Source organism: Maribacter sp. Asnod1-A12 (assembly GCF_045063735.1).
Classification (GTDB): domain Bacteria; phylum Bacteroidota; class Bacteroidia; order Flavobacteriales; family Flavobacteriaceae; genus Maribacter.
In genome coordinates this window covers 3,940,285-3,964,031 of sequence record NZ_JBEFNZ010000006.1, presented here as the reverse complement: position 1 = coordinate 3,964,031, position 23,747 = coordinate 3,940,285, and the positions used below count along the sequence as shown (strand labels likewise).

At 34.1% G+C, this 23,747-nt stretch carries 21 protein-coding genes; 8 read left to right on the top strand and 13 right to left on the bottom strand.

Features of this window, described 5'->3' with window-relative positions:
- Positions 1-68: 68 nt before the first annotated feature.
- Complete coding sequence (gene fumC / locus ACJJVP_RS17080) at positions 69-1,469, bottom strand: class II fumarate hydratase (protein ID WP_405415617.1); 1,401 nt, start codon at positions 1,467-1,469, stop codon at positions 69-71.
- 172 nt (positions 1,470-1,641) lie between these two features.
- Between fumC and ACJJVP_RS17075 the strand changes: the two genes are divergently transcribed.
- Complete coding sequence (locus ACJJVP_RS17075) at positions 1,642-1,815, top strand: hypothetical protein (protein ID WP_091904107.1); 174 nt, start codon at positions 1,642-1,644, stop codon at positions 1,813-1,815.
- A 62-nt stretch (positions 1,816-1,877) separates the two neighbouring features.
- Here ACJJVP_RS17075 and ACJJVP_RS17070 read toward each other — a convergent pair whose 3' ends face one another.
- The 7 genes from ACJJVP_RS17070 to ACJJVP_RS17040 all read right to left on the bottom strand — a co-directional run bounded on the left by ACJJVP_RS17070 (position 1,878) and on the right by ACJJVP_RS17040 (position 9,846).
- Positions 1,878-4,376 (bottom strand): TonB-dependent receptor domain-containing protein, encoded by a 2,499-nt coding sequence (locus ACJJVP_RS17070; protein ID WP_405415614.1) that lies wholly within the window; start codon positions 4,374-4,376, stop codon positions 1,878-1,880.
- A complete protein-coding gene (locus ACJJVP_RS17065; RefSeq protein ID WP_405415612.1) occupies positions 4,377-4,886 on the bottom strand; it encodes a hypothetical protein in 510 nt (169 codons plus the stop codon). It lies immediately after the preceding gene.
- An 86-nt stretch (positions 4,887-4,972) separates the two neighbouring features.
- The gene (gene arsC / locus ACJJVP_RS17060; protein ID WP_405415610.1) at positions 4,973-5,317 is read right to left on the bottom strand and encodes an arsenate reductase (glutaredoxin); all 345 of its coding nucleotides are present in this window, start codon (positions 5,315-5,317) and stop codon (positions 4,973-4,975) included.
- A gap of 61 nt (positions 5,318-5,378) precedes the next feature.
- Positions 5,379-6,480 (bottom strand): peptide chain release factor 2 gene (prfB, locus tag ACJJVP_RS17055; RefSeq protein ID WP_405415608.1). Its coding sequence is split into 2 segments (ribosomal slippage): positions 5,379-6,413 and positions 6,415-6,480, totalling 1,101 coding nucleotides; the frame shifts between segments, so codons are not numbered across the junction.
- Between the two features lie 65 nt (positions 6,481-6,545).
- Positions 6,546-7,397, bottom strand: a complete 852-nt coding sequence (locus ACJJVP_RS17050) for a transglutaminase family protein (RefSeq protein ID WP_405415605.1) — start codon at positions 7,395-7,397, stop codon at positions 6,546-6,548.
- A 28-nt stretch (positions 7,398-7,425) separates the two neighbouring features.
- Positions 7,426-8,373, bottom strand: a complete 948-nt coding sequence (locus tag ACJJVP_RS17045; RefSeq protein ID WP_405415602.1) for an alpha-E domain-containing protein — start codon at positions 8,371-8,373, stop codon at positions 7,426-7,428.
- Positions 8,374-8,382: 9 nt separating this feature from the next.
- Positions 8,383-9,846 carry a circularly permuted type 2 ATP-grasp protein gene (locus ACJJVP_RS17040; protein ID WP_405415600.1) on the bottom strand — a complete coding sequence of 488 codons (1,464 nt, stop codon included), beginning with the start codon at positions 9,844-9,846 and terminating at the stop codon, positions 8,383-8,385.
- A gap of 194 nt (positions 9,847-10,040) precedes the next feature.
- Between ACJJVP_RS17040 and ACJJVP_RS17035 the strand changes: the two genes are divergently transcribed.
- Complete coding sequence (locus ACJJVP_RS17035; protein ID WP_405415598.1) at positions 10,041-12,449, top strand: zinc-dependent metalloprotease; 2,409 nt, start codon at positions 10,041-10,043, stop codon at positions 12,447-12,449.
- An 18-nt stretch (positions 12,450-12,467) separates the two neighbouring features.
- On the top strand, positions 12,468-13,490 hold the full coding sequence (locus ACJJVP_RS17030; RefSeq protein WP_405415596.1) for a threonine aldolase family protein: 1,023 nt from the start codon (positions 12,468-12,470) through the stop codon (positions 13,488-13,490).
- Here ACJJVP_RS17030 and ACJJVP_RS17025 read toward each other — a convergent pair.
- The gene (locus ACJJVP_RS17025) at positions 13,483-13,797 is read right to left on the bottom strand and encodes a YegP family protein (protein ID WP_405415594.1); all 315 of its coding nucleotides are present in this window, start codon (positions 13,795-13,797) and stop codon (positions 13,483-13,485) included. The two genes, ACJJVP_RS17030 and ACJJVP_RS17025, sit on opposite strands and share 8 nt — an antisense overlap.
- Positions 13,798-13,988: 191 nt before the next feature.
- Between ACJJVP_RS17025 and ACJJVP_RS17020 the strand changes: the two genes are divergently transcribed.
- Positions 13,989-15,089 carry an OmpA family protein gene (locus tag ACJJVP_RS17020; protein WP_405415591.1) on the top strand — a complete coding sequence of 367 codons (1,101 nt, stop codon included), beginning with the start codon at positions 13,989-13,991 and terminating at the stop codon, positions 15,087-15,089.
- A gap of 432 nt (positions 15,090-15,521) precedes the next feature.
- Here the strand turns inward: ACJJVP_RS17020 and ACJJVP_RS17015 are convergent, their stop codons facing one another.
- Positions 15,522-15,974: a thioredoxin family protein gene (locus ACJJVP_RS17015; RefSeq protein WP_405415589.1), complete on the bottom strand. Its 453-nt coding sequence runs from the start codon at positions 15,972-15,974 to the stop codon at positions 15,522-15,524.
- Positions 15,975-16,016: 42 nt separating this feature from the next.
- Positions 16,017-16,343 carry a YbaB/EbfC family nucleoid-associated protein gene (locus tag ACJJVP_RS17010; RefSeq protein ID WP_405415587.1) on the bottom strand — a complete coding sequence of 109 codons (327 nt, stop codon included), beginning with the start codon at positions 16,341-16,343 and terminating at the stop codon, positions 16,017-16,019.
- A 125-nt stretch (positions 16,344-16,468) separates the two neighbouring features.
- Here ACJJVP_RS17010 and ACJJVP_RS17005 point away from each other — a divergent pair, with 125 nt between their 5' ends.
- The 3 genes from ACJJVP_RS17005 (at position 16,469) to ACJJVP_RS16995 (ending at position 21,023) form a co-directional block, all read left to right on the top strand.
- Positions 16,469-18,526, top strand: coding sequence for a S9 family peptidase (locus ACJJVP_RS17005; protein WP_405415584.1), 2,058 nt, complete (start codon positions 16,469-16,471; stop codon positions 18,524-18,526).
- A 79-nt stretch (positions 18,527-18,605) separates the two neighbouring features.
- Positions 18,606-19,646 (top strand): PLP-dependent cysteine synthase family protein, encoded by a 1,041-nt coding sequence (locus ACJJVP_RS17000; RefSeq protein ID WP_405415582.1) that lies wholly within the window; start codon positions 18,606-18,608, stop codon positions 19,644-19,646.
- Between the two features lie 117 nt (positions 19,647-19,763).
- Positions 19,764-21,023: an aminotransferase class I/II-fold pyridoxal phosphate-dependent enzyme gene (locus ACJJVP_RS16995; RefSeq protein WP_036153710.1), complete on the top strand. Its 1,260-nt coding sequence runs from the start codon at positions 19,764-19,766 to the stop codon at positions 21,021-21,023.
- Positions 21,024-21,091: 68 nt separating this feature from the next.
- On the opposite strand, the gene ACJJVP_RS16990 is transcribed toward ACJJVP_RS16995, so the two are convergent.
- On the bottom strand, positions 21,092-22,210 hold the full coding sequence (locus ACJJVP_RS16990; protein WP_405415580.1) for a GTP cyclohydrolase: 1,119 nt from the start codon (positions 22,208-22,210) through the stop codon (positions 21,092-21,094).
- A gap of 88 nt (positions 22,211-22,298) precedes the next feature.
- Positions 22,299-23,384 (bottom strand): transporter, encoded by a 1,086-nt coding sequence (locus ACJJVP_RS16985; protein ID WP_405415577.1) that lies wholly within the window; start codon positions 23,382-23,384, stop codon positions 22,299-22,301.
- A gap of 87 nt (positions 23,385-23,471) precedes the next feature.
- Here ACJJVP_RS16985 and ACJJVP_RS16980 point away from each other — a divergent pair, with 87 nt between their 5' ends.
- Positions 23,472-23,726, top strand: coding sequence for a DUF4834 domain-containing protein (locus ACJJVP_RS16980; RefSeq protein ID WP_405415574.1), 255 nt, complete (start codon positions 23,472-23,474; stop codon positions 23,724-23,726).
- Positions 23,727-23,747: the final 21 nt, after the last annotated feature.

Sequence of the window (23,747 nt, the reverse complement as noted above, 5' to 3'; positions counted from 1 at the left end):
TAGTTTTAAAAGCATATAATAGAAAAGGCGACCAATTGGTCGCCTTTTTTTATTCGTAAAAGTTGTTATTAGTCTTTTAAACTACCAACCATATTTTCAGGTTTTACCCATTCATCATAATCTTCAGCAGAAACATAACCTAGATTTACAGCTTCTTCTTTTAACGTTGTGCCGTTTTTGTGTGCAGTATTTGCAATTTCAGCAGCTTTGTAATAACCGATTTTTGTATTTAATGCAGTAACCAGCATCAAAGAATTATTCAGTAATTGCTTGATAACTTCGTGATTTGGTTTAATACCAGCAGCACAATGCTCTTCAAAACTTACACAAGCATCACCAATTAATTGTGCTGATTGTAAAATGTTGGCAGCCATCATTGGTTTAAATACATTTAGTTCATAATGACCTTGCGTGCCACCAACGCTAACAGCAACATCATTACCCATAACTTGAGCACATACCATGGTAAGCGCCTCACATTGCGTAGGATTAACTTTTCCGGGCATAATAGAACTACCTGGCTCATTTGCAGGAATAATGATTTCACCAATACCTGAACGAGGACCTGAAGCCATCATTCTAATATCATTGGCTATTTTATTCAATGAAACTGCTAATTGCTTTAATGCACCGTGACTTTCAACAATGGCATCATGTGCAGCAAGAGCTTCAAATTTATTTTCAGCAGTAATAAAAGGTAAACCTGTAAAATCTGCAATGTATTTGGCAACCAAAACATCGTATCCTTCAGGAGTATTTAAACCTGTACCTACAGCAGTTCCTCCTAAAGCAAGTTCACTTAAATGGGCAAGTGTATTATTCAGTGCTTTTAAACCATGGTCTAATTGAGAAACATATCCTGAAAACTCTTGACCTAAGGTTAGGGGAGTAGCATCCATTAAATGCGTACGACCTATCTTAACTACGTTCTTGAATTCTACCGATTTTTTCTGAAGTGCATCTCTTAATTGAGTGACACCTGGTATGGTAACTTCAACTATCTTTTTATACGCAGCAATGTGCATACCGGTAGGGAAGGTGTCATTTGATGATTGCGACTTGTTTACATCATCATTTGGTTGAATTGTTTTTTCGCCTTCACCAATAACATTGCCGGCAATTTCATGAGCCCTATTGGCAACCACTTCATTTACGTTCATGTTACTTTGTGTACCAGAACCTGTTTGCCATATTACCAATGGAAATTGATCATCATGCTTGCCTTCTAAAATTTCATCGCAAACCTGTGCTATCAAATCTCTTTTCTCTGATGCTAATACGCCAAGTTCGCAATTAGCATAAGCAGCAGATTTTTTTAAATATGCAAAGCCGTAAACAATGTCTAAAGGCATTGATGCCGAAGGACCAATTTTGAAATTATTTCTAGAACGTTCTGTTTGCGCTCCCCAATATTTGTCTTTGGGAACCTCAACATTACCCATGGTATCTTTTTCGATTCTGAACTCCATAATCTTATAATTTATATGAATCTTAAGTTAACTTATTAATATAGCCTCAAAAATAAGGTTTACATTTATTTTTATTGTGACAACTTTGTTGTGAAAAGTAAAATTAATTTTGCAGAACGTTTGCAAAAAATAATTCGTTTATGGTATCTTTGTAATATATAAGTAAGAAGATATGTTTGATTTTGACCAATATTTAGGATTTTTAGCTTTTTTAACCATATTAACTATAGGTTTTTGGTTGATGATGTTTTTGTTGTTATTTGTTGTCCCTTACTGGTTAGGAGGTAACATTATAGAGTTATTGAAAGAAAGACGCGACAAGAAAAAAGCCGCAAGAGAAGTATAAAAAATTTAGTTTATAAAAAAAGGAAGCCAATTGGCTTCCTTTTTTTATGTCTATTATAATTACTAGCCCTCTATGTCATCATCTTCGTCTCCGGTGCCATTACCATTGCCCCTTCCATTTCTATTTTTTTCTTTAGGTTGGTTAAACCTGTATACAAAACCTAAAGTAAATTGTCTTACTCTATATTGAAACTCACTGTCTGAAGTAAAGAATTCTGTTTCTGTATACGAAGTTCTTTTTCTTGAGTTTAATACATCGCTTACATTAAAAGATAGTGTACCGTTATCGTCTAGAATATCTTTACTGAAAGCTAAGCTTAATGTAAAGATGCCACCATTTTCTGTTTGAGAAGTTTGAGAAGGTCCTCTATAAAATGCATTGGTCTGCCAATCTATTTTGGCGGGTAAAGATATTTTAGAGCTAAACCTGCCGTACCAACTCGTATTGGTTGTACCATAATCTATATCGTTAAATATCCCTTCTGTGGTAAACTGAAAAAAGTTAAAACTTGAGTTAAGGCGTAGCCATTTTGTAGGACTGTACAGTATACCAGCTTCGGCACCTATTCTATCGTTTGTTGAAAGGTTTATGGGAATAGTCCTTATTATTTCTATACCATCAGTAGTGGTTTGTCCAGTTTCTTCCTGTACGCGCTCAAAAGAATTGGTTTCTCTTTGGTAATAGATAGAAGAGGTTAATGTTATCTTGTCCCATCTTTTCAAATAACCTAAATCAAAAGCATTGGAGAAAGCTGGGTCTAAATCAGGATTACCTTGAAATATATTTGTTCTACTGTCTCTTGAAGGAAACGGGTTTACAAATCTTCCTCTTGGTCTGTTTATCCTTCTGTTGTAACCTATAGATAAATTTTCGTTTTCGGCTAATTCATAAATAAAATTTAAAGTAGGGAAAAGTCCAAGATAATTTTTATCGAAATTTAATTCTACATCTTCGCCTAACTGTTCTTCTAATTCACTAATATCAAAATCAGAATCTAGTTCACCTTTTAATTGTGTATTTTCTAATCGTAGTCCAAGTAAAAATGAAAATTTTCCTAACTTATTTCCATACTGGGTATATATCGCGTTTACATTTTCATGGTATGTAAATATATTGGTAAGGGCTTCATTGATATTTAATAGGCCTGTATCTTGATTTAATGAGTCTAAACGATAATCTGTTACTGTTTCTTCAAAAGTACCCCTATAACCAGCTTCAAATTGTGCGTCTCCTATAGGTAATACATAGTCTGCCTGTATAAGGTATTCATCGGTAAGCTCTTTTTCGTATACATTTTCTAAGGTAATTAGATTTTGATTTGGTACGGTGTTGTTTTCTTCAATTACAGAAAACTTATCTTCTTTTCCGTTAGAATACTGCACATCGGCAGTTAATTTTTGCCCTTCATCATCTAAATCATTTACATAATTTAATGAAAGTTGATAGTTTTGGTCGTCTTCATTTTCATTTTCTAATCTAAAAGTTTCACTATCAATGATAGTACCATCATATCTAAGGTTGGTATTACCGGTTTCATCCTCATTGTCAGATTTTCTATAAAAAACACTACCGGTTATTGAAGAGGTTTCAGTTAAGAAATATTCTAAACCAAGGTTAGTGTTAAATCCTTTTCTTAACCTATTATATTCCCTGTCTTCTACAATTCTATCAAAGCTGCCAGAAGTATAGGTGTTATCAAAAATAGCATTACCTGGAGCATCTCTATAAGTATAACTTGTAGTATTGAATAAATTAAATTTATCTGTTCTTAAGTTAGAGTTTACAGAGATACCTGTGTTTACAGGGAAACCGATGGTCGTAGTGACAGAGCCGTTAAAACCAAGAGTTTTTTCTTTTTTAAGTACAATATTCAAAATACCAGCAGTACCTTCAGCATCATATCTTGCAGACGGACTAGTGATTACTTCTACCTTTTCAATAGCATCGGCAGGTAATTGTGTTAAGGCATCGGTTGAGCCAAAACCGGCAAGTGCCGATGGTTTTCCGTTAATTAATATTCTAACATTTTCATTACCACGTAAACTAATGGCACCTTCAACATCTACATCAACAGAAGGTACATTATTAAGTGCATCTGTGATTGTAGCACCACTATTGGTTAAATCTTTACCTATATTATAGATTTTTTTATCTAAGCGAACCTCTACAGTGGTTTTTTCACCAACTACTTCAACTGCTTCTAATTGTGCTACATCTAAAGCAAGCTTGATTGTGCCTAAGTCTTTAGATTCTGTTAGGGTTTGGTTCGGGAGCTTGTAAGACTTGTATGAAATATACTCAAGAGATATGTTGTATTTACCAGGAGTAATTTCTACTATGAAATTACCGTCTATATCTGTTATACCACCAGTAATCTGATCTGGATTATTAACACTCTGAAGAACTAAAGTTGCATATTCTAAAGGTAAGCCGTCATCTTTGTCGATAGCCTTACCAGTGATAACAATTGGACCCTTTTCCCGGTCTCCTCCCGGTCTTTGACTATTTGTGTAATTAAATGATAGTACTAGGAGTAAGAGTAAAGGGAAAAGTTGTTTCATTTAGTCGGTTTTAGATTTCTTTCGTTTTTCTTTTTTTTTATTTTTCTTGATAGTTTTTGAAACACCGTCTTTTTGAAGTGCTACAAAAGCTTCATACTTTTCTAATGGCAAACCTGCTTTTAATTCTTCATCTTGCCTTTTAGTAATATTCTCATAAACTTCAGCCATTTTCTCAGGCGGTAGCTTTAGTATTTGAGCTTCTATACGTTCTTGAACATATTTTTTAAGAACAGAACTTAATACGGCCTGTTCAAATTCATTTAGTGCAAGAGCTTCAGTAATTCTTGGCATTTCATCGTCAACAAGCTCTTCAGCGGTTTTTGGTTTAGGGGCCTCCGCAGGTGTTTGTGCAGACGGTATTGAACTACCTTGTCTACCATAACCATAACCGCTCTGTGATCCATACCTGCTATTTCCATAACCATATTGGGCATAAATTTCAGAACTGCCTAATAGAATTAATAACAATGCTATTACCTTTAGATTGCTATATTTTATTACTTTTTTCATATGCTTAGATTATAAAGTTATAGTATGGTTTAACTGAAAATGGTTAAATCTTTGTTAAGATAAATGATGCTCAATATTAGTAAAACCTATTTTAAAATAGAATCTATATTGGATGCCGGTCTGCCAATTACGGCACTGTTCCCATTAATAACAATTGGTCTTTCAATTAGTTTGGGGTATGTAATCATTGCATCTAATAATTCCTCATCATTGAGTGGTGAATTTTTGAATTTATCCTTCCAAATTGCTTCTGATTTACGTACTAGATTAATTGGTTTAATACCTAAGCAACTAATGATATTTCTTAATTCATCTTTAGTAGGTATATCTTCTAAATACTTTATTACTTCAAATTTCTTGCCAGAATCTTCAAGTACTTTAAGACCTTGTCTAGACTTGCTACATCTAGAATTGTGGTATATTTTAATCATGCTTAGTAATTTTAATAAGTTGTATCCTTATTCATAATTAATGAATAAGGGTGCTTTTTTGTTATTCTTCCTCTTTTTGGCCCATCATCATTAAAAATGCTTTTAGAAACTGATCAATATCACCGTCCATAACATTATCGACATTACCTGTTTCTTGACCTGTTCTTACATCTTTTACTAATTTGTATGGATGCATTACGTAATTTCTAATCTGGGAACCCCATTCAATTTTCATTTTAGAGGACTCAATTTCTTGACGAGCTTCCATCTTTTTGCGCAGTTCTATTTCATATAGTTGAGATTTTAGCATTTTCATTGCTGTCGCTCTGTTGTCATGTTGACTTCTACTATCTGAACAAGAAATTTGAATGCCTGTAGGGTGGTGTGTCAATTGTACCTTGGTTTCTACTTTGTTTACATTTTGACCGCCAGCACCACTTGATCTAGCTGTGGTGATTGTTATATCTGCGGGGTTCACATCTACCTCTATGCTATCATCTACTAAAGGATACACATATACAGATACAAAAGAAGTGTGCCTTTTAGCATTACTGTCGAACGGAGAAATACGTACTAAACGATGTACTCCGTTTTCTCCTTTTAACCATCCAAAGGCAAATTCCCCATCAATTTCTAATGTTACAGTTTTAATACCTGCGACATCGCCATCTTGATAATTGAGTTCTTTAATTTTGTACCCGTTCTTTTCTGCCCACATCATATACATACGCATGAGCATAGCAGCCCAATCACAGCTTTCGGTACCACCTGCACCTGCTGTAATTTGTAATACTGCCGGTAATTCATCGCCTTCTTCAGAAAGCATGTTTTTGAATTCCATTTTCTCTAAAGTATTCAAAGCTTTGTCGTAATGGCTTTCTACTTCGGTTTCTGTGACTTCTCCTTCTTGTTGAAATTCAATTAGTACTTCTAGGTCTGCAATTAGCAATTCTGCAGTATTATAATCATCTACCCATTGTTTTTTAGACTGGATAAATTTCATATGTGCCTGAGCTTCTTGTGGGTTGTCCCAAAAGTCTGGAGCCAAGGTTTTTTCTTGCTCGTTTTCTATTTCTATTAATTTTGCATCGATGTCAAAGATACCTCCTTAACGCACCGAGGCGATCTATAAGACCTTTGTAGTGGTCTGTACTTACGTTCATACAATTTTATTTTGGGTAAAAATAATACTCTTTTAAATAAAAAAAGAGAGATATTTGGAGAATACTTATTGTTGGCTTTGAACTATTACCGAGTGAGATGTTTTGTTTCGCCCAACGGTATGAATTATGCCTTTTAACGGTGCACAATCATTATAATCTTTTCCGTGCGATACTTTTATGTGGTTGGTGTTTGCTAAGATATTGTTGGTAGGGTCGAATCCTTTCCACCCAATTCCAGGAATATATGATTCTACCCAAGCGTGCATTTGAGAGTCTCCAATAAACCCACTTTCTTGATCAAGATACCCAGAAACATATCTGGTGGGTACACCATTAGTTCTCGCTAAAGCACAAAATAAGTGTGCGAAATCTTGACATACTCCTTTTTTCTTGGCAATAACATCTTTAATTGTTGTGCCTACTTCTGTTACGCCAGTGGTAAAGGTAATATATTCAAATATCCAATGATTGAGCGCTTCTAGATTATCAAAAATAGAGAGAGATTTGTTGAACTTAAATAATTGTTCTTGTAAACTTTCTAATATTGTAAACGAAGTTAATTTAAGAAAACGCTCATAGGTTATTTTAAAATCTAAATTTTGTAGCTCGCTATAAGCTATTGAAATATCTGGATTTATATTGAAATTATATGGGTCGATTTCATCCTTTTTAAATTTAAATTTAGCTTCAAAAGAGATTTTCTTAAATCTTTTTTTCGGATGAACCCGAAGAGTTTTGAAACCATACCCATTAATCGATAATTCGGTATTGGCATATAGCGAATTATCGAATTCAATTTCAACTTCGTATTGACTATCGTTTTCTGTGGGAATTATTAAAAATTGCCAATGTGCATCATGCACCCAATCGTCATAAATATTCTCTGCTATATAGGTAATTTCAAATTCTCTCGGCATAAGAACAAATATACCTTATTTAACCTGTTTAATAGTTAAAAAATTCATCATCTACCTTGTCACTTATATCAACAAGACTTTTTAAAATATCTTCTATAAATGATTTAATATCCTCATCAATTTCTTCAATATATTTAAACTCGTATTCAGACCTAACCCTACCGATTAAAAATGCGGTTGAATCTTTATTGTATCTTTTTTCTGGATTCAACATTTTTACATGTCGATTAACCTGGTTCAGTGAATTCATTACTGATCTAGGACAATTAGGGTTTAAAATTAAAAATTCTAGAGTTGAGATACTAGTTGGGGTCTTTTTGTAAAACCTTCGCATCATATCATAAGACTCTGCGCATTTTAGTAGTGTCGTCCATTCGAAACTTTTACTGAACCTTTCGTTTTCACCATCTTGAGATAATAATGCATCATTATATTTCGCATTGATCATTCTGGTAATTTGAGTGGCTCGTTCAATATTTATACCCATTGAAATTATAGCATAGGTTGCATCATGTAAAAGGGTACCTCTAATTTTTCCCCTTAAAATATCTGTCATTTCCGCTACGTGGGTAGTGAAATCGTGCAATCCATTTTTTACAAATATTTCTTTTGGGTAGTTTACGACAAAATGATAGAATTTATTAATTGCTTCATATAACTCGGTCGAAATTAAATCACGTGCGCTGTTCGCGTTTTCTCGGGCAAATTTTATATTGTTAATTATGGATGAGCTATGCGTAGGGTCAAGCCCAATTTTGTATAATACATCTTCTTCTTTTAAAAATTTCTCTTGATCCTCTTCGGGGTCACCTACCATAAATAACATGGATCTTAAAACGAATTGTCTATCTTGAGATTTAAGATTAGGTGCATCTAACGAAGAGAAATAATTTACATTTAAATATCTTGCTACGTGTTCTGAACGTTCTATATAACGACCCATCCAAAATAAGTTATTGGCTACTCTTGCTAACATATATTTTATTTATTTTTTTAGTACCCAGGTATCTTTAGATCCACCACCTTGAGATGAGTTTACAATTAAATTTCCTCTTTTTAACGCTACACGTGTCAATCCTCCTTTTAAAACAAATTCTTTGTCTTTTCCAAGAACAGTAAATGTTCTCAAATCTACGTGTCGTTGTTCAAAAGATTCTGTGTCGTCTATATAAGTTGGGTGTACAGATAACGACATAATTGGTTGAGCAACATATTTTCTCGGACTTGCTTTTACTTCAGCTTTTACCTTTTCTATTTCTGCTTTGGTAAGCTTGTTGCCAATTGAAATACCATAACCCCCTGCTTCATCGACCGGTTTGATAACCAATTCATGAATATGTTCTAATACATACTTTAATTCCTCTGGTCTACTACAGTGATAAGTATGAACATTGTTTAATATAGGTTCCTCGTCTAGGTAGTATTTAATAATCTGTGGCATATAGGTGTAAACCGCTTTGTCATCTGCAACACCAGTACCGGGAGCATTTGCTAAAGTTATATTACCTTTTTTGTAGGCAGCGAATAATCCTGGAACTCCAAGAACTGAATCGGGATTAAATTCTAAGGGGTCGATAAATTGATCATCTATTCTTCTATATATAACATCTACCCTTTCAGGTCCTTTAATGGTTTTCATATATACAAAATCATTCTCTACAAAAAGGTCACGACCCTCTACAAGTTCTACACCCATAGTTTTTGCTAAATATGAATGTTCATAAAAAGCGGAATTGTACATTCCGGGAGTAATTACCACAACATTGGGTATATCTACGCCTTTAGGTTTTACTGATTCTAACAGTTCTAACAAATTTTCGGCATAATTAGTCACCGTGTGGGTTTGATAGTGATTGAATACTCCGAAAAGCGCCTTTTTTAGAGCTGTTCGATTGCAGATTACATAACTTACCCCAGAAGGACATCTAATATTGTCTTCGAGAACATAATACTTACCGTCTTTATGTTTTATAACATCAGTACCTGAAATATGGTTGTATATGCCACCTGGCGGATTTACACCATTCATTTGGTCTAGATAATTGGCAGAAGACGTAATAAGGTCTATTGGAACAACCTTGTCCTTAAGAATTTTCTTGTCATGGTAAATGTCCCATAGAAATAGATTTAAAGCTTTACTTCTTTGTATAGAACCTCTCTCTATTATATCCCAATCGACTGGGTCTATTATTCGAGGAAAAAGGTCAAATGGAAATATCTTTTCTTGTACATTGTTTTCACCATAAACTTGAAAGGTGATTCCTTGATTAAAAAAAGAAGATTTGGCTTTGTTATTTAATGATACATAATCAATAATAGAATGTTCGCCATAAAGGTTAAATAGTTTTTGGTATACCTCCTTTATTTTTCCATTCTTATCATATATTTCATCATATAAATCTGGATTTCTTTGATAAGAAGAAAAAATTTGATTTTCAATGTTGGTCATATATATTCTTTTGTTAAAAGGTACATGATAAAAAGCAATAAACAAATGACATTTTTGTAATAATCGGTAGATTTTTTCTTTATTCTGTAATAATTCGACAGCATTTTTAACAAGTACGGTATTTATAATTTAGTTGGCTACTCTTGTTTTTCATTCGTAAGTTTTTCTATACTTTTAGAGAAAACTAATTGAAAATGAGAAAGAATTACGCACTATTGGTTGGGCTAGTATTACTATCAATTAATATGTTATCTGCGCAGTTTAGTGATAAAAAGAAGAACTTTACTAAGTACGAGGGGCTTTATGATTTTTATTATGATGGCGATGCTGACAAAATCTTTTTAGAGGTAGATAATTTAAATGAAGAGTTTTTATATGTTTACTCTTTAAGTAGTGGAATTGGTAGTAATGACATAGGTTTGGATCGAGGTCAATTAGGTGATGAGCAAGTAGTATTTTTTAAGAAAGCTGGTAACAAACTATTATTGGTTCAGCCGAATATGAAATATAGGGCGATTACTGATAATGAATTAGAGCGTAAATCTGTAGAGCAGGCTTTTGCTAAATCAATATTATTCGGTTTTCCTATAATAGAAGAGAAGGGCGGTACTTATGTTATTGATATTACCGATTTTTTAATACAAGATGCTCACGGTGTTTCTAACCGTTTAAAAAGAACAGAGCAAGGTTCGTATAGCTTAGATAAATCTAAAAGTGCATTTGCTTTAGATAGAACAAAAGCATTTCCGAAGAATGTAGAGTTTGATGTTACCATGACTTTTAAAGGTGAACCTAAAGGTGGCTATATAAGAAGTGTAGCTCCAAATGCTAGTTTGGTAACCGTTGCAGAGCATCATTCTTTTATTGAGCTGCCTGATGATAATTATGAAAAACGTGTGTTTGATCCTAGGTCAGGATCATCTCCTTTTAATTATTATGATTATGCAACTCCTGTTGAATCTAATATTTTAAAGCAATTTATAAGAAGACACCGTTTAGAGAAAAAAGATCCTACAGCTGCGGTTAGTGAAGCGGTTGAGCCAATTATTTATTATTTAGATAATGGTACGCCAGAACCGGTACGTTCTGCACTTTTAGAAGGTGGTCGTTGGTGGAACCAGGCTTTCGAGGCAATTGGATATAAAGATGCCTTTCAATTAAAAATGTTACCAGATGATGCAGACCCCTTAGATGTTCGATATAATGTTATTCAATGGGTGCACCGGTCTACAAGAGGTTGGAGCTATGGAAGTAGCATTACAGATCCAAGAACTGGGGAAATTATGAAAGGGCATGTAAGTTTAGGAAGCTTGAGAATACGTCAAGATTTTTTAATTGCTCAAGCATTAATGAATAAACCTTTTGCTGAAAGAGATGATAATTATCAGCCAATGTTAGAAATGGCTATTGCCCGTATTCGTCAACTGTCAGCTCATGAAATTGGACATACTTTAGGTTTTGCTCATAATTATGCGGCAAGTACAACGGGTAAAGCTTCTGTGATGGATTATCCTCATCCGCAGTTTACTTTAGTTGATGGTAAGGTAGATTTTTCTAAAGCTTATGAAGTAGGTATAGGAGATTGGGATAAAGTAACAGTTGCCTATTCTTATCAGAGCTTCAATGAAGGGAATAACGAGAAAGATGAATTAAATAAGATTTTAGATAAAGCTAAAGCTGATGGACTACGTTATATTACCGATCAAGATGCACGTCCGCAGGGTAGTGCACATGTACTAGCTCATTTATGGGATAACGGTACAAATGTTAGCAAAGAATTAGATGATATGTTAAAGTTGCGTAAAGTGGCTATCAATAATTTTTCTGTAGATAATATCCAGAATGGTACGCCATATTCTGTTTTAGAGGATGTTTTTGTTCCGTTATATTTCTTTCATAGATACCAAACTGAAGGTGTGGCAAAAGTTATAGGGGGATTAGAATATAATTATGCAGTGAAAGGTGACGGACAAGAAGTTGTTGCTATTGCGGATAAAGCAATGCAAGAAGAAGCATTGAAAGTTGTTTTAAAAACTATAGATGCCATTGAGATCGCTATACCTAAAGATAAGTTGAGCTTGTTTCCGCCACGTTCTTTTGGTACGCCAAGAACAAGAGAATCTATTAATGGTAAAACAGGGGTTTCTTTTGATGCATTGTCAGCTGTTGAAACTGCTTCTGATATGACATTGAAATTTTTGTTACACCCGGAGAAAGCTTCTAGACTTATTCAGCAAAAGTCAATTGATACCGATAATGTTGGTTTAGGTGAGGTGTTAGATAAATTGATAGCATCAACTATTAATAAGAAACAGAAAGACGCTTACCTGAACGAAGCACAGACAATTATCAATTTTAGGGTATTGCTTCATATTATGAACTTGGCAGGGCATACGAATGTGCATCCGCAGGTAAATGCGATAGCATCTCAAAAATTAAAAGAGTTACGTACTCAATTTAATAAAGATTCAGGTTCAAATGCAATTAGTGCAGAAATGGTGAAAAGAATAAAAACATTTAGTGAGCATCCAGAATTATTCAAAGTGATACCTTCACCAAAGATTCCTGATGGTTCACCAATAGGAACAAGTTGTTTTCATTAATTCAATTGTACAGATTTTATGCTAATTAATCTTATCAGTGATACGGTAACAAAGCCTACGCCAGGCATGTTAGATGCTATGATGTCTGCAGCGGTTGGTGACGATGTATTCAAAGAGGATCCCACGGTAAATGCTTTGGAAGAAAAAGCGGGCAAACTTTTTGGAATGGAATCTGCGTTGTTTTTCCCTAGTGGTACTATGACCAACCAGACAGCAATTAAATTACATACGCAGCCTGGTGAACAATTGATTTGTGATAAATATGCGCATATCTTTAATTATGAGGGTGGGGGAGTAAGTTTTAATAGCGGAGTCTCTTGTAGGTTGGTAGATGGTGACAGGGGCACAATGACCGCTACTCAGGTAGAAGCTGCAATTAATCCTCCGGATTTTTATCATAGCCCGTTATCTACTTTGGTATGTGTAGAGAATACTGCGAATAAAGGAGGTGGTACTTGTTGGGATTTTCAAGAATTACAAAAAATCAGAAAAGTCTGTGATGAACATATGTTAGGTTACCATTTAGACGGAGCCCGTTTATGGAATGCCATGGTAGAAAGTAATGAGACTGCATTGCAATATGGTCAACTTTTCGATACTATTAGTGTTTGTTTAAGCAAAGGTTTGGGTTGCCCGGTAGGTTCTTTGTTGATTGGAACTAAAGAGCATATGGATAAAGCGCTACGTATTCGTAAGATTTTTGGTGGTGGTATGCGCCAGTCAGGTTTTTTGGCTGCTGCAGCAATATATGCCTTAGATAATCATGTTGACAGATTAGTTGAAGATCATAAAAAGGCAAAAGAAATAGGAAAAGCTTTAGCCGCCAAATCTTTTATAAAAAAGGTAGAGCCTATAGAGACGAATATTGTCATTTTTGAGATAGATGAAGCTTTTATGACCAGCGATCAATTTGTAAATACCTTAAAAGATAAAGACATTTTGATTATAGGAATGGGTCAAGGAAAGCTAAGAATGGTTACCCATCTAGATTATACGAATGACATGCATGAAGAATTATTGAAACAATTAAATTCTATTTAATGCCTAAATCTATACTGTTAGAAATATTCAATATTCCGTTTTCCATACCGGCTTCAGAGGAATAAAGACCGCTGGAGCCAACTATTTTTCCAATAGAGTTTTTTAATTCTACTAAAAACTTACCATCGGTATTTGTTTTTCTTTCGAAGAATTTACCATTGGCGTTTTTCAACGCTTTTATATCTTTTATAGTGTTATCTAATTCGTTCTCAGTACTGAACGAAACACTCTTTAATAGAATGTTACCACTATCAGACTTCAAAATGAATTGATAAAACCCGTCCTCCTTTTTGTCAATTTTAATCATATCACTAAAGATAATTAATATTTTCTCTGGTTTTTAGTGACCATTCAAATAATACTGTGTCTAAACTATTGAGAGGTTAACTCATTAACTTTTGATTAAGATAAAACTTGCAAAAAGTAAGACGTTTCTTATTTAAATGTTAAAATATTAACATAAATTGCCAAATATTAACTATTTAAATCCTTATCAAAATGAAAAAAGTATTATTTCTAGCAGTTGCGTTCACAGCTTCTTTTGCAATGGCACAAGACTTGCCGTCAAATCCAGAACCTGGTAAATGTTACGTTCGTTGTACAACTCCTGATGTTTATGTAAACGAATCAACTACAATTACAACAAATCCGTCTTACAAGATTTTAAAAACGATTCCTGCTACATTTAAAACAATTACAGAACGTGTATTAGTGAGAGAAGAAGAAAAAGTACTTACAGTTGTTCCTGCAAAATGGGGCACTGAAACTGTAACGTATGTATCAAAAGGAGGTGGAAATTCTTTACAGGTAATCCCTGCTTCTTTTTCTCCTAGTACACAAACTTTAGAAATAAAGCCAGCTTATGCTCAATGGGAGCTAGGTGTTGCTGCTCCTGATTGTGAGTCTGGAAACCCAGATGATTGTAGATACTGGTGTTATAAAGGGTATCCTGCACAATTTGAAACAGTTTCAACTCAAGTTCTTGCAAATGATGCATCTACTACGAGTTCTCCATTAGGTTCTAAAAATGGATCTTACACTAAATCAGTATTGATTTCTCCTGCAACTGTTGTTGAGAAAATTATTCCTGCTGAGTACAGAGAAATTACTAAAACCGTATTAGACAAAGATGCTTATACTGTTGAAGAAATAGTTCCTGCTAAAACTACTACACTAACTAAAGAAGTTTTAAAAGAAAAAGGTGGTCTAACTACATGGAAAGAAGTAGAATGTGCATTAGTTGAGTACCAAGCGTTACCTATTAACTGGGAGTTAGGAAGTTCAACTTTAACTTCACAGGCTAAAAGTATCATCGATGAAAGATTATTGCCTGTATTAGCTCAAAACCCAGGTGTTAAAGTTGAATTAGCTTCTCATACAGATGCACAAGGTAGCGCTGTATCTAACCAGAATCTTTCTGAAAGAAGAGCTAAGGCGGTTGCGGATTACTTAATCTCAAAAGGTGTTAACTCTAGTCTTTTAGTAGCTAACGGTTACGGTGAAACTAAATTATTAAACAGATGTAAGGATGGTGTTTCTTGTACTTCAAGAGAGCACGCTGTAAACAGAAGAACTCAATTTAGATTAATCAATAACTAGTAATTAGGTTGTTTATTTAAAAAGGGCTTACGTAAAGTAAGCCCTTTTTTTATGCTTTAAAGTTGCTATTCTATGATCTGCAAAGACTTTTAGTTTATGGTCCATTTTAATCTATAGATATTAAGGTGTGATCATAAAAATTCTTCGTACCTCGGCATTAAGGTGAACAATATTGTTATTAATGCTGAGGTACGAAGATTTGATTTAGTATATAAGAATTTTAATTATATACAGTCTTTGTAAGCTTTAGATATAAGATATAGAAGAGTATAAGTTTTATAATAAAGTTAAAAGAAATAGGTTATCTATTTTTTTGTTTAAATGACAATTGGATACTTGCTAAAGTTGTTTCTTAAACTTGGTTTACAGAGGTATATAAAAATAAAAAGGGCTTACATCATGTAAACCCTTTTTATTTAATAGTATTGTTTTCTATTTATTTTTCTCTAAAAGTTTTAGGTGAGAATCTACAACGCCATTCATACTATAACCAGATAATTTATCTAGTTCATTCCCTTTAGCATCGATTACTTTAAACATTGGAAATACTTTCTTCTTATTTAATTTGGTCAATAATTCTTTATTGTGAATCATTTGTTTCTCTGAAATTAAGTCTCTATTTCTAGGTATATCGATATAAAGAAGAATGTAGTTGCTTGATAATTCTTGAAACTGGTTCGTATCGAATAAATCGGTTTTTAACATTTTACAAGGCGGACACCAGTCGCTGCCGGTAAAATATACGAGTACATTTTTATGTTGTTTTTTTGCTTTTGAAATAGCATTATCATAATTGGTAAGCCATTTAGAATCATCTACACTATTATAGTCAGCCTGTGCAGATGCAAAAAGCGGAATCATGAATAATAAAATAATATACTTCATAATTAATTATTTAAAAGGTTAGCTACAAAAAACTTGCCAATCTTACTTAAATAACGAATCCATGCCAGGAATATTGGGCATTCCGTCCTTAGCAACAGCTGCTAATTCGGTTTCGTTAACGTTAGTTGCATTTTTTATAGCCTTATTTAACGTTAGAATTAAATAATCTTCTAGTTGCTCTTTATCTTGCAAAAGACTGTCATCTATTGCTATTTTCTTAATTTCTCTATTCGCTGTTATGGTAACAGAAACTAAACCGTCATTAGACTTTTCTTCTAAAGAAACTATATCTAATCTTTTTTTGGTTTCTTCTACTTTTTTTTGGGTCTCTTTAAGCTTTCCCATCATACCCATCATATCTCCGAACATAATTTCATTTTTAATTTAGGTTGTAAAAATAATAAAAATAGGGGCATTTTAGTTTTTAACTGTAATAAAACGGGGGTCTCTTAATTAGTCTTATTTTTGCCGTCTTATTTTATAATGAAATTTGTATGAGTGTTAAGCATCCGCCAAAGGCGCAAAAAGTTCCCAAAGAATTGGTTATTCATGATGATGTACGGGTAGATAATTATTATTGGTTGAATGATAAGGAAAACAAAGATGTTATTTCTTATCTAGAAGCTGAGAATGACTATTATGATGCATTGACAAAGCATACTAAAGTTTTTCAAGAAGATTTATTTCAAGAAATGAAAGGTAGGATCAAAGAAGACGATTCATCTGTACCTTATAAATTGAATGATTATTGGTATAGCACTAGATATGTTATTGGTGGTGAGTATCCTTTGTATTCTAGATTTAAATATAATCTGGACGCTGAAGAAGAAATCATATTTAATTGTAATGATATGGCTAAAGGCCATGATTATTTTAGTCTTGGTGGTATAGCTATTAGCCCAAACAATAAATTGGCCGCTTTTGGTGTAGATACGGTTTCTAGAAGACAATATACCTTACAGATCAAAGACCTTGAAACAGGAGTTATTCTAGATGATAAAATTGAAAATACGACAGGTGGCGGAGTTTGGGCAAATGATAATGAGACATTGTTTTATACTCGTAAAGACCCGGTTACTCTCCGTTCAGATAAAATTTACAAGCATAAATTAGGTACTCCAACTTCTGAAGATGTATTGATTTTTCATGAGGAAGATGATACGTTTAGTACATTTATATATCGCACAAAATCTAAGAAATACTTGGTTATTGGTTCGTTCAGTACTTTAACCTCTGAATTTCAAATTCTGTCTACGGATACACCCAATGGGGAGTTTCAAATATTTTCGCCTAGAGAACGCGGATTAGAATACACTATTTTTCATTATGAAAATAGCTTTTATATTTTAACCAATAAGGACAAAGCGGAGAATTTTAAATTGATGCAAACTTCAGAGGACAAGACTTCTTCTGAGCATTGGCAAGAATTTATTCCACATAGAAAAGATGTGCTCTTAGAGGATATGGATATTTTTAAAGAATACTATGTGCTTTCTGAACGTGAAAACGGACTTAATAAAATTAGAATTATTCGTTGGGATGGAACAGGAGAGTATTTCTTACCTTTTGAAAGTGAAACGTATACTGCTTATGTGGGTAGTAATCCTGATTTTGATACTGAGGTTTTAAGGTATTCTTACAACTCTATGTCAACACCCAGTTCGGTAATCGATTTTAATATGCGAACTAAGGCCAAGGAAATCAAAAAAGAACAAGAGGTACTAGGTGGTCTGTTCGATAAAGAAACTTATAAAGAGGAACGTTTGTGGGCTTCTGCGAGAGATGGTGAAAAAATACCTATGTCCATCGTTTATAGAAAAGATACTGTTTTAGATGAAAATACGCCTATTTTACAATATGCGTATGGGTCTTACGGTTCTACGATCGATCCTTATTTTTCTACCGTTAGGTTGAGTTTATTGGATCGCGGTTTTGTTTTTGCCATTGCTCACATTAGAGGAGGTGAATATCTAGGGCGTAGATGGTACGAAACTGGTAAACTTTTGAAAAAGAAAAATACGTTCACAGATTTTATCGATTGTTCTAAGTATTTGATTAAACAGAAAATGACCAGTGCCAAGCATTTGTATGCAATGGGCGGCTCTGCCGGTGGTCTGCTAATGGGAGCCATAATTAATTTGCAACCAGATATTTACAACGGCGTTATTGCAGCGGTACCTTTTGTAGATGTTGTTACTACTATGCTAGATGATTCCATACCCTTGACAACAGGTGAGTATGATGAGTGGGGCAATCCTAATGAAAAAGAATATTACGATTATATGAAATCATATTCTCCCTATGATAATGTTGTACCCCAAGAATATCCAAATATGCTGGTAACAACAGGGTTGCACGATTCTCAAGTACAATACTTTGAACCCGCAAAGTGGGTGGCTAAACTAAGGGAATTAAAAAAAGATGATCATCTGTTGATGTTAAATACAAACATGGAGGCAGGTCATGGCGGTGCTTCGGGTAGGTTTGAGTCTTTACTAGAGGTAGCTAAGGAATATGCATTTCTTTTAGATTTAGAAGGGAAAATCGCATAGTGGAAAAAAAACTGTAAATTTGCATCAGAAATTTTAACAAATTTCGTTTATATATTAACTAAACATTGATATCCCCCTTATGAAAAATGAGATCAGGGCTTACAACAATATATTAGAACTAGTTGGTAATACACCACTAGTTAAGTTAAACAAAATTGCAAAAAACCTTACTGGTAATTTTTACGCCAAGGTAGAAGCATTTAATCCAGGTCACTCTTCTAAAGACAGAATTGCGATTCATATTATTGAGCAGGCAGAGAAAGCAGGTATTCTTACCGAAGGCAGCACAGTAATTGAAACAACTTCAGGAAATACAGGGTTTAGTATTGCAATGGCAAGTATCATTAAAGGGTACGATTGTATACTAGCGGTTAGTTCTAAATCATCTCCAGATAAAATAGATATGCTTCGCTCTATGGGTGCTAAGGTATATGTTTGTCCGGCTCACGTAAGTGCAGATGATCCTAGATCGTACTATGAAGTGGCTAAAAGATTGCATAAAGAAACTAAAGGTTCCATATACATCAATCAGTATTTTAATAAACTGAATATGGAAGCGCATTACAGATCTACCGGTCCTGAAATTTGGGAACAAACTGGCGGACAAATAACACACCTTATTGCTTGTAGTGGTACAGGTGGTACTATTTCTGGTACAGCTCGCTTTTTAAAAGAGCAAAACCCGAATATTAAAGTTATTGGTGTTGATGCGTTTGGTTCTGTATTGAAAAAATATCACGAAACCGGTAAGTTGGATGCCAACGAAATCTACCCATATAGAATAGAAGGTTTAGGTAAAAATTTAATTCCTGGAGCTACGGATTTTAGCGCTATAGACGAGTTTATTAAGGTAACCGATGCAGAAAGTGCACATACGGCTAGAGAGATTTCTAGAACAGAAGGTATCTTTGTTGGGTACACAAGTGGTGCGGTAATGCAGGCTATTAAGCAGTTAGATGAATTAAATACGTTTGACGAAAATAGTAATGTAGTTTGCATCTTTCCTGATCATGGCTCTCGTTACATGAGTAAAATATATAGCGACCAGTGGATGGAAGATCAAGGTTTCTTAAATACCGAAACGGTTGAAGAAACGCAAGAAATCCAATACATAAAGTAATTAATACAAAATATAGTATTATTAAAAGTGGGTTTATAGCCCACTTTTTTGCGTTGTAAATAATTTATGAATTTTTATCAAAATTATTTACTTTTGCAGACAGATCCAAATTAAACAATGAAAGACTTATTTGATAGAATTTTAGCGAATAAAGGCCCTTTAGGTAAATGGGCTTCACAAGCAGAGGGGTACTTTGTGTTCCCTAAATTGGAAGGTCCTATTTCTAATAGAATGAAATTTCAAGGTAAAGATGTAATTACCTGGAGTATCAATGACTATTTAGGGTTAGCAAATCTTCCAGAGATAAAGCAGGTTGATGGTGAGGCTGCAGCTGAATATGGTTCTGCATACCCAATGGGAGCAAGAATGATGAGTGGTCATACGGAGTTTCATGAGCAATTAGAGCAAGAATGTGCTGCTTTTGTTCAAAAAGAAGCTTCTTACTTATTAAATTTTGGGTACCAAGGTTTCATGTCTGTAATTGACGCCCTTGTTACTAAAGATGATATAATAGTTTATGATGTAGATTGTCACGCCTGTATTATTGACGGTGTGCGTTTGCATATGGGTAAACGTTTTACGTTTGTTCACAATAATCCAGAAAGTTTAGAAAAGAACTTAGAACGTGCTACAAAATTAGCCGAGCAAACTGGTGGAGGTATTTTGGTCATTTCTGAAGGTGTATTTGGTATGCGTGGAGAGCAAGGTATCTTAAAAGAAATTGTTGCTTTAAAAGATAAATTCAACTTTAGATTATTGGTTGATGATGCACACGGTTTCGGAACCTTAGGTGAAACTGGTGCTGGTGCAGGTCAAGAACAAGGCGTGCAAGATGGTATTGATGTTTACTTGGCAACTTTTGCTAAGTCTATGGCCAGTATTGGTGCTTTCGTAGCCGCTGACCAAGAAATTATAGATTATTTAAAATATAACCTTCGTTCTCAAATGTTCGCTAAATCATTACCAATGGTTTATGTAAAAGGCGCATTGAAACGTTTAGATATGTTACGTACGCAACCAGAGCTTAAAGCTAAACTTTGGGAGAACGTTAATGCATTACAAAACGGATTAAAAGAAAAAGGTTTTGATATTGGTACAACTACTAGTTGTGTTACACCGGTATACCTTAATGGTAGTATTCCTGAGGCAATGGCGTTAGTAAAAGATTTACGTGAAAATCACGGTATTTTTTGTTCTATTGTTGTGTATCCGGTAATCCCTAAAGGACTTATTCTTTTACGTTTAATACCGACTGCTACACATACGTTGCAAGATGTTGAAGAAACATTGGCAGCATTCTCAGCTATTAGAGAGCGTTTGCAGAATGGTACTTACAAAAGATTATCTGCTGCTGTTGCAGCCGCAATGGGAGAGTAATTTCTTATTGAATTATATTAGAAAAGCCCGAAATCAAATGATTTCGGGCTTTTTATTTTTCTCTTTTTTTAAAGCGATTTTCTATACGTTCTTCTGCGTTTATAGACTTTAGGGTCAAAGTGTTTCCACATCTGTTTAATAGCTAAATTTTCTTCTAATTCAGGGGTTCTGTAACACATATCAATACCTTTTTCGCTAAATGTTTTATGGTATTCGTTAAATATTACAGCCGTAACACCTTTATTTTGATATTCAGGATCTATACCTATTAAATAGAAAATAACATCCTTACTGTTTTTCTTAGCTTTTAATAAATGGAACAAACCGAACGGAAATAACTTTCCTTTTGCCTTTTGTAAAGCTTCGGAAAAAGCAGGCATAACAATGGCAAAGGCTATTAGCTTGTCATCTTTATCCTTTACAAACTTTATATATTCTGGATTTATAAAGCTGATATATTTTTTCTTGAAGTATGCTTTCTGTATTTCTGTAATAGGCACAAATGAAGAAAGGTTGGCATATGTTGCGTTAAAGAGATCGAACATTTCATCTGCCATAGGCATGACTTCTTTAGTTTTAGTAAAATTGACTTCTTTAAGTCCGTAGCGTTTTTTTACCAAATCATTCAGTCTGGTAAACAAAGCGGGATCTGCATTTTTTGCAGGGAACTTGTTTTCCATGTATTCCTTTTCCTTTACAAAGCCTAAATTTTCATAATGGTCTTTGTAGTAAGCGTGGTTATACCAAGTAATCATGGTGCCAATATGGTCAAAACCTTCTACTAGAACTCCAACTTTATCCAGATTTGAAAATCCTACGGGACCTTCCATATATTCTAAGTTGTGTTCTTTTCCTATTTCGGCAACCTTGTCTAAAAGTGTTTTTGAAACCGCTGGGTCATCAACGAAGTCGAACCAGCCAAATCGCATTTTTTTTACGTTTTGTTGATTTATTTCTAGGTGATTGATTACTGCAGCCACACGGCCTACAATCTTATCTCCATCTTTAGCCAGAAAGAACCGAGCTTCAGCATCCTTAAAAACGGGATTTTTATCTTTGTCAAAGCTTTCTAGCTCATCATTGATGATTGGTGGTACCCAATATTTATTGTCTTTGTATAGCGAAAACGGAAAGGTTACAAAGCGTTTTAAGTCTTGCTTTGTTTTAGCTTCATGTAATGTGATCATCGAACTTCTTTAGAAGTCCCAATATTAGTGATATTAATCAACAAATTAAAGTGGTTGATAGTGAAAAATAGGGAGGGGTAGTGGCTAATTAAAAGTCTATCTCGCTACTCTCTTTCTTTTTCTTCTTTTCCGCTTTCTTTAATTTCTTAAGTTGTTTTTTAGAAGGGCCAAGGTCAATGTCTTCTGCTCCATTACCTTTTTTCTTATCCTCTTTCCTTTTCTTTTTCATTGCCTTTTTATCAATAGCTCCACCATTTTGGTCAGCTTCTTGGTCTTCGATGGGTTTTAGTTTGTCTTTGTGAAAATCCATTCTATAAGAACCACCCAAGCCAAAGAAAATGCGCGAAGGAGTATTTTTTAAACTTGCGCCCATATTAAAATCCAATTGTAGATTTTCTTTTAATAAGTGGGCGATACCACCACGAATTAATAAATCTGCATAACGATCACTTTGTATGCCTTGATGCTCTACAAAGACACTCCATTTTGGATTTCTAAATGCATGTGATAAAGATATAGTGTAGCTTAACTCGGGATCATCGGTGCTAATACGGTCATATGCTGTGTTGGTAATAAATACAAACCTTGGTGTTATACGACTTTGAGTGACGATCATACCTCGGTAAGAAAATGTCGGCTCTCCGATATAAAAAGGATTATCACCTAAAACAAAATTAACTCCTCCATATAGCGAAACGGCAGGCAGTAGATTTTTAAACTGAAATTTGTTGTTTGCTCGCCAACTATATAGATTTGGTTTGTTGGCTTCAGGATTTTTAAACGGGTCGTAAACTAAAAACTTTAACCCTAAACGATTTCTTGAAAAATCTCTTCTTTTACCTTCTAAATCAAAATTAGAGAATGTTATGTTTTGATCTTGAAAAGTGCCTTCGTAATTCAATTCTAACTTTTCAAATAACAGTCCGTAACGTAATGAAAAATCAGTACCCCAAATATCAGATTGAGTGTTTAAAAGAGTGTGGTCTTGCTGCTCGTAAAATAAGCCAAGTTCTGCTTGAACAACATTTCTACCTACGGCATAGGCACTTACCGAAACACCTGGTCTATTAGAATTTATTACATCTGTATATTGAGAAATACCTGCCAATGGCAGAAGAAATAATAAGTTTAATACGTATTTATATGATTTAGAGTAGGCAAAAAGACTATTCATGAACACGATTTTATATTTATTTTAATAGTATGATTCTTTATATACAACGTGATAATTGTATTTTTGATATATCTTAAGTAAGAATAAATGGCTTTTTTAAAAACTATATTAATTATTCTTTTGGTGTATTACTTGCTGAAATTTTTGGCGAAGTTGTTTGCACCGAAAATATTGAACTACGCAGCCAAGAAAACAGAATCTCATTTTAGGGAAGCTTTTGACAATCAACGTCCTTTTCAACAAGAGGATGATGAAAGTGTTATTATCAATAAAAAACCATCTCGAAAAAAGAGCGATTCAGAAAAAGTAGGTGAATACATTGATTTTGAAGAGCTAGACTAGTTATCTTTGTCAAAACACTAC

What these genes read in the sequence shown, in the direction of transcription:
- ACJJVP_RS17030 (WP_405415596.1), top strand. Translation starts at nt 12,468, where the DNA reads ATGCTAATTAATCTTATCAGTGATACGGTAACAAAGCCTACGCCAGGC.
- ACJJVP_RS17010 (WP_405415587.1), bottom strand. Translation starts at nt 16,343, where the DNA reads ATGTTCGGAGATATGATGGGTATGATGGGAAAGCTTAAAGAGACCCAA.
- fumC (WP_405415617.1), bottom strand. Translation starts at nt 1,469, where the DNA reads ATGGAGTTCAGAATCGAAAAAGATACCATGGGTAATGTTGAGGTTCCC.
- ACJJVP_RS17035 (WP_405415598.1), top strand. Translation starts at nt 10,041, where the DNA reads ATGAGAAAGAATTACGCACTATTGGTTGGGCTAGTATTACTATCAATT.
- ACJJVP_RS17005 (WP_405415584.1), top strand. Translation starts at nt 16,469, where the DNA reads ATGAGTGTTAAGCATCCGCCAAAGGCGCAAAAAGTTCCCAAAGAATTG.
- ACJJVP_RS17065 (WP_405415612.1), bottom strand. Translation starts at nt 4,886, where the DNA reads ATGAAAAAAGTAATAAAATATAGCAATCTAAAGGTAATAGCATTGTTA.
- ACJJVP_RS17020 (WP_405415591.1), top strand. Translation starts at nt 13,989, where the DNA reads ATGAAAAAAGTATTATTTCTAGCAGTTGCGTTCACAGCTTCTTTTGCA.
- ACJJVP_RS16980 (WP_405415574.1), top strand. Translation starts at nt 23,472, where the DNA reads ATGGCTTTTTTAAAAACTATATTAATTATTCTTTTGGTGTATTACTTG.
- arsC (WP_405415610.1), bottom strand. Translation starts at nt 5,317, where the DNA reads ATGATTAAAATATACCACAATTCTAGATGTAGCAAGTCTAGACAAGGT.
- ACJJVP_RS17045 (WP_405415602.1), bottom strand. Translation starts at nt 8,373, where the DNA reads ATGTTAGCAAGAGTAGCCAATAACTTATTTTGGATGGGTCGTTATATA.
- ACJJVP_RS17050 (WP_405415605.1), bottom strand. Translation starts at nt 7,397, where the DNA reads ATGCCGAGAGAATTTGAAATTACCTATATAGCAGAGAATATTTATGAC.
- ACJJVP_RS16985 (WP_405415577.1), bottom strand. Translation starts at nt 23,384, where the DNA reads ATGAATAGTCTTTTTGCCTACTCTAAATCATATAAATACGTATTAAAC.
- ACJJVP_RS17025 (WP_405415594.1), bottom strand. Translation starts at nt 13,797, where the DNA reads ATGATTAAAATTGACAAAAAGGAGGACGGGTTTTATCAATTCATTTTG.
- ACJJVP_RS17070 (WP_405415614.1), bottom strand. Translation starts at nt 4,376, where the DNA reads ATGAAACAACTTTTCCCTTTACTCTTACTCCTAGTACTATCATTTAAT.
- ACJJVP_RS16990 (WP_405415580.1), bottom strand. Translation starts at nt 22,210, where the DNA reads ATGATCACATTACATGAAGCTAAAACAAAGCAAGACTTAAAACGCTTT.
- ACJJVP_RS17040 (WP_405415600.1), bottom strand. Translation starts at nt 9,846, where the DNA reads ATGACCAACATTGAAAATCAAATTTTTTCTTCTTATCAAAGAAATCCA.
- ACJJVP_RS17000 (WP_405415582.1), top strand. Translation starts at nt 18,606, where the DNA reads ATGAAAAATGAGATCAGGGCTTACAACAATATATTAGAACTAGTTGGT.
- ACJJVP_RS17075 (WP_091904107.1), top strand. Translation starts at nt 1,642, where the DNA reads ATGTTTGATTTTGACCAATATTTAGGATTTTTAGCTTTTTTAACCATA.
- ACJJVP_RS17015 (WP_405415589.1), bottom strand. Translation starts at nt 15,974, where the DNA reads ATGAAGTATATTATTTTATTATTCATGATTCCGCTTTTTGCATCTGCA.
- ACJJVP_RS16995 (WP_036153710.1), top strand. Translation starts at nt 19,764, where the DNA reads ATGAAAGACTTATTTGATAGAATTTTAGCGAATAAAGGCCCTTTAGGT.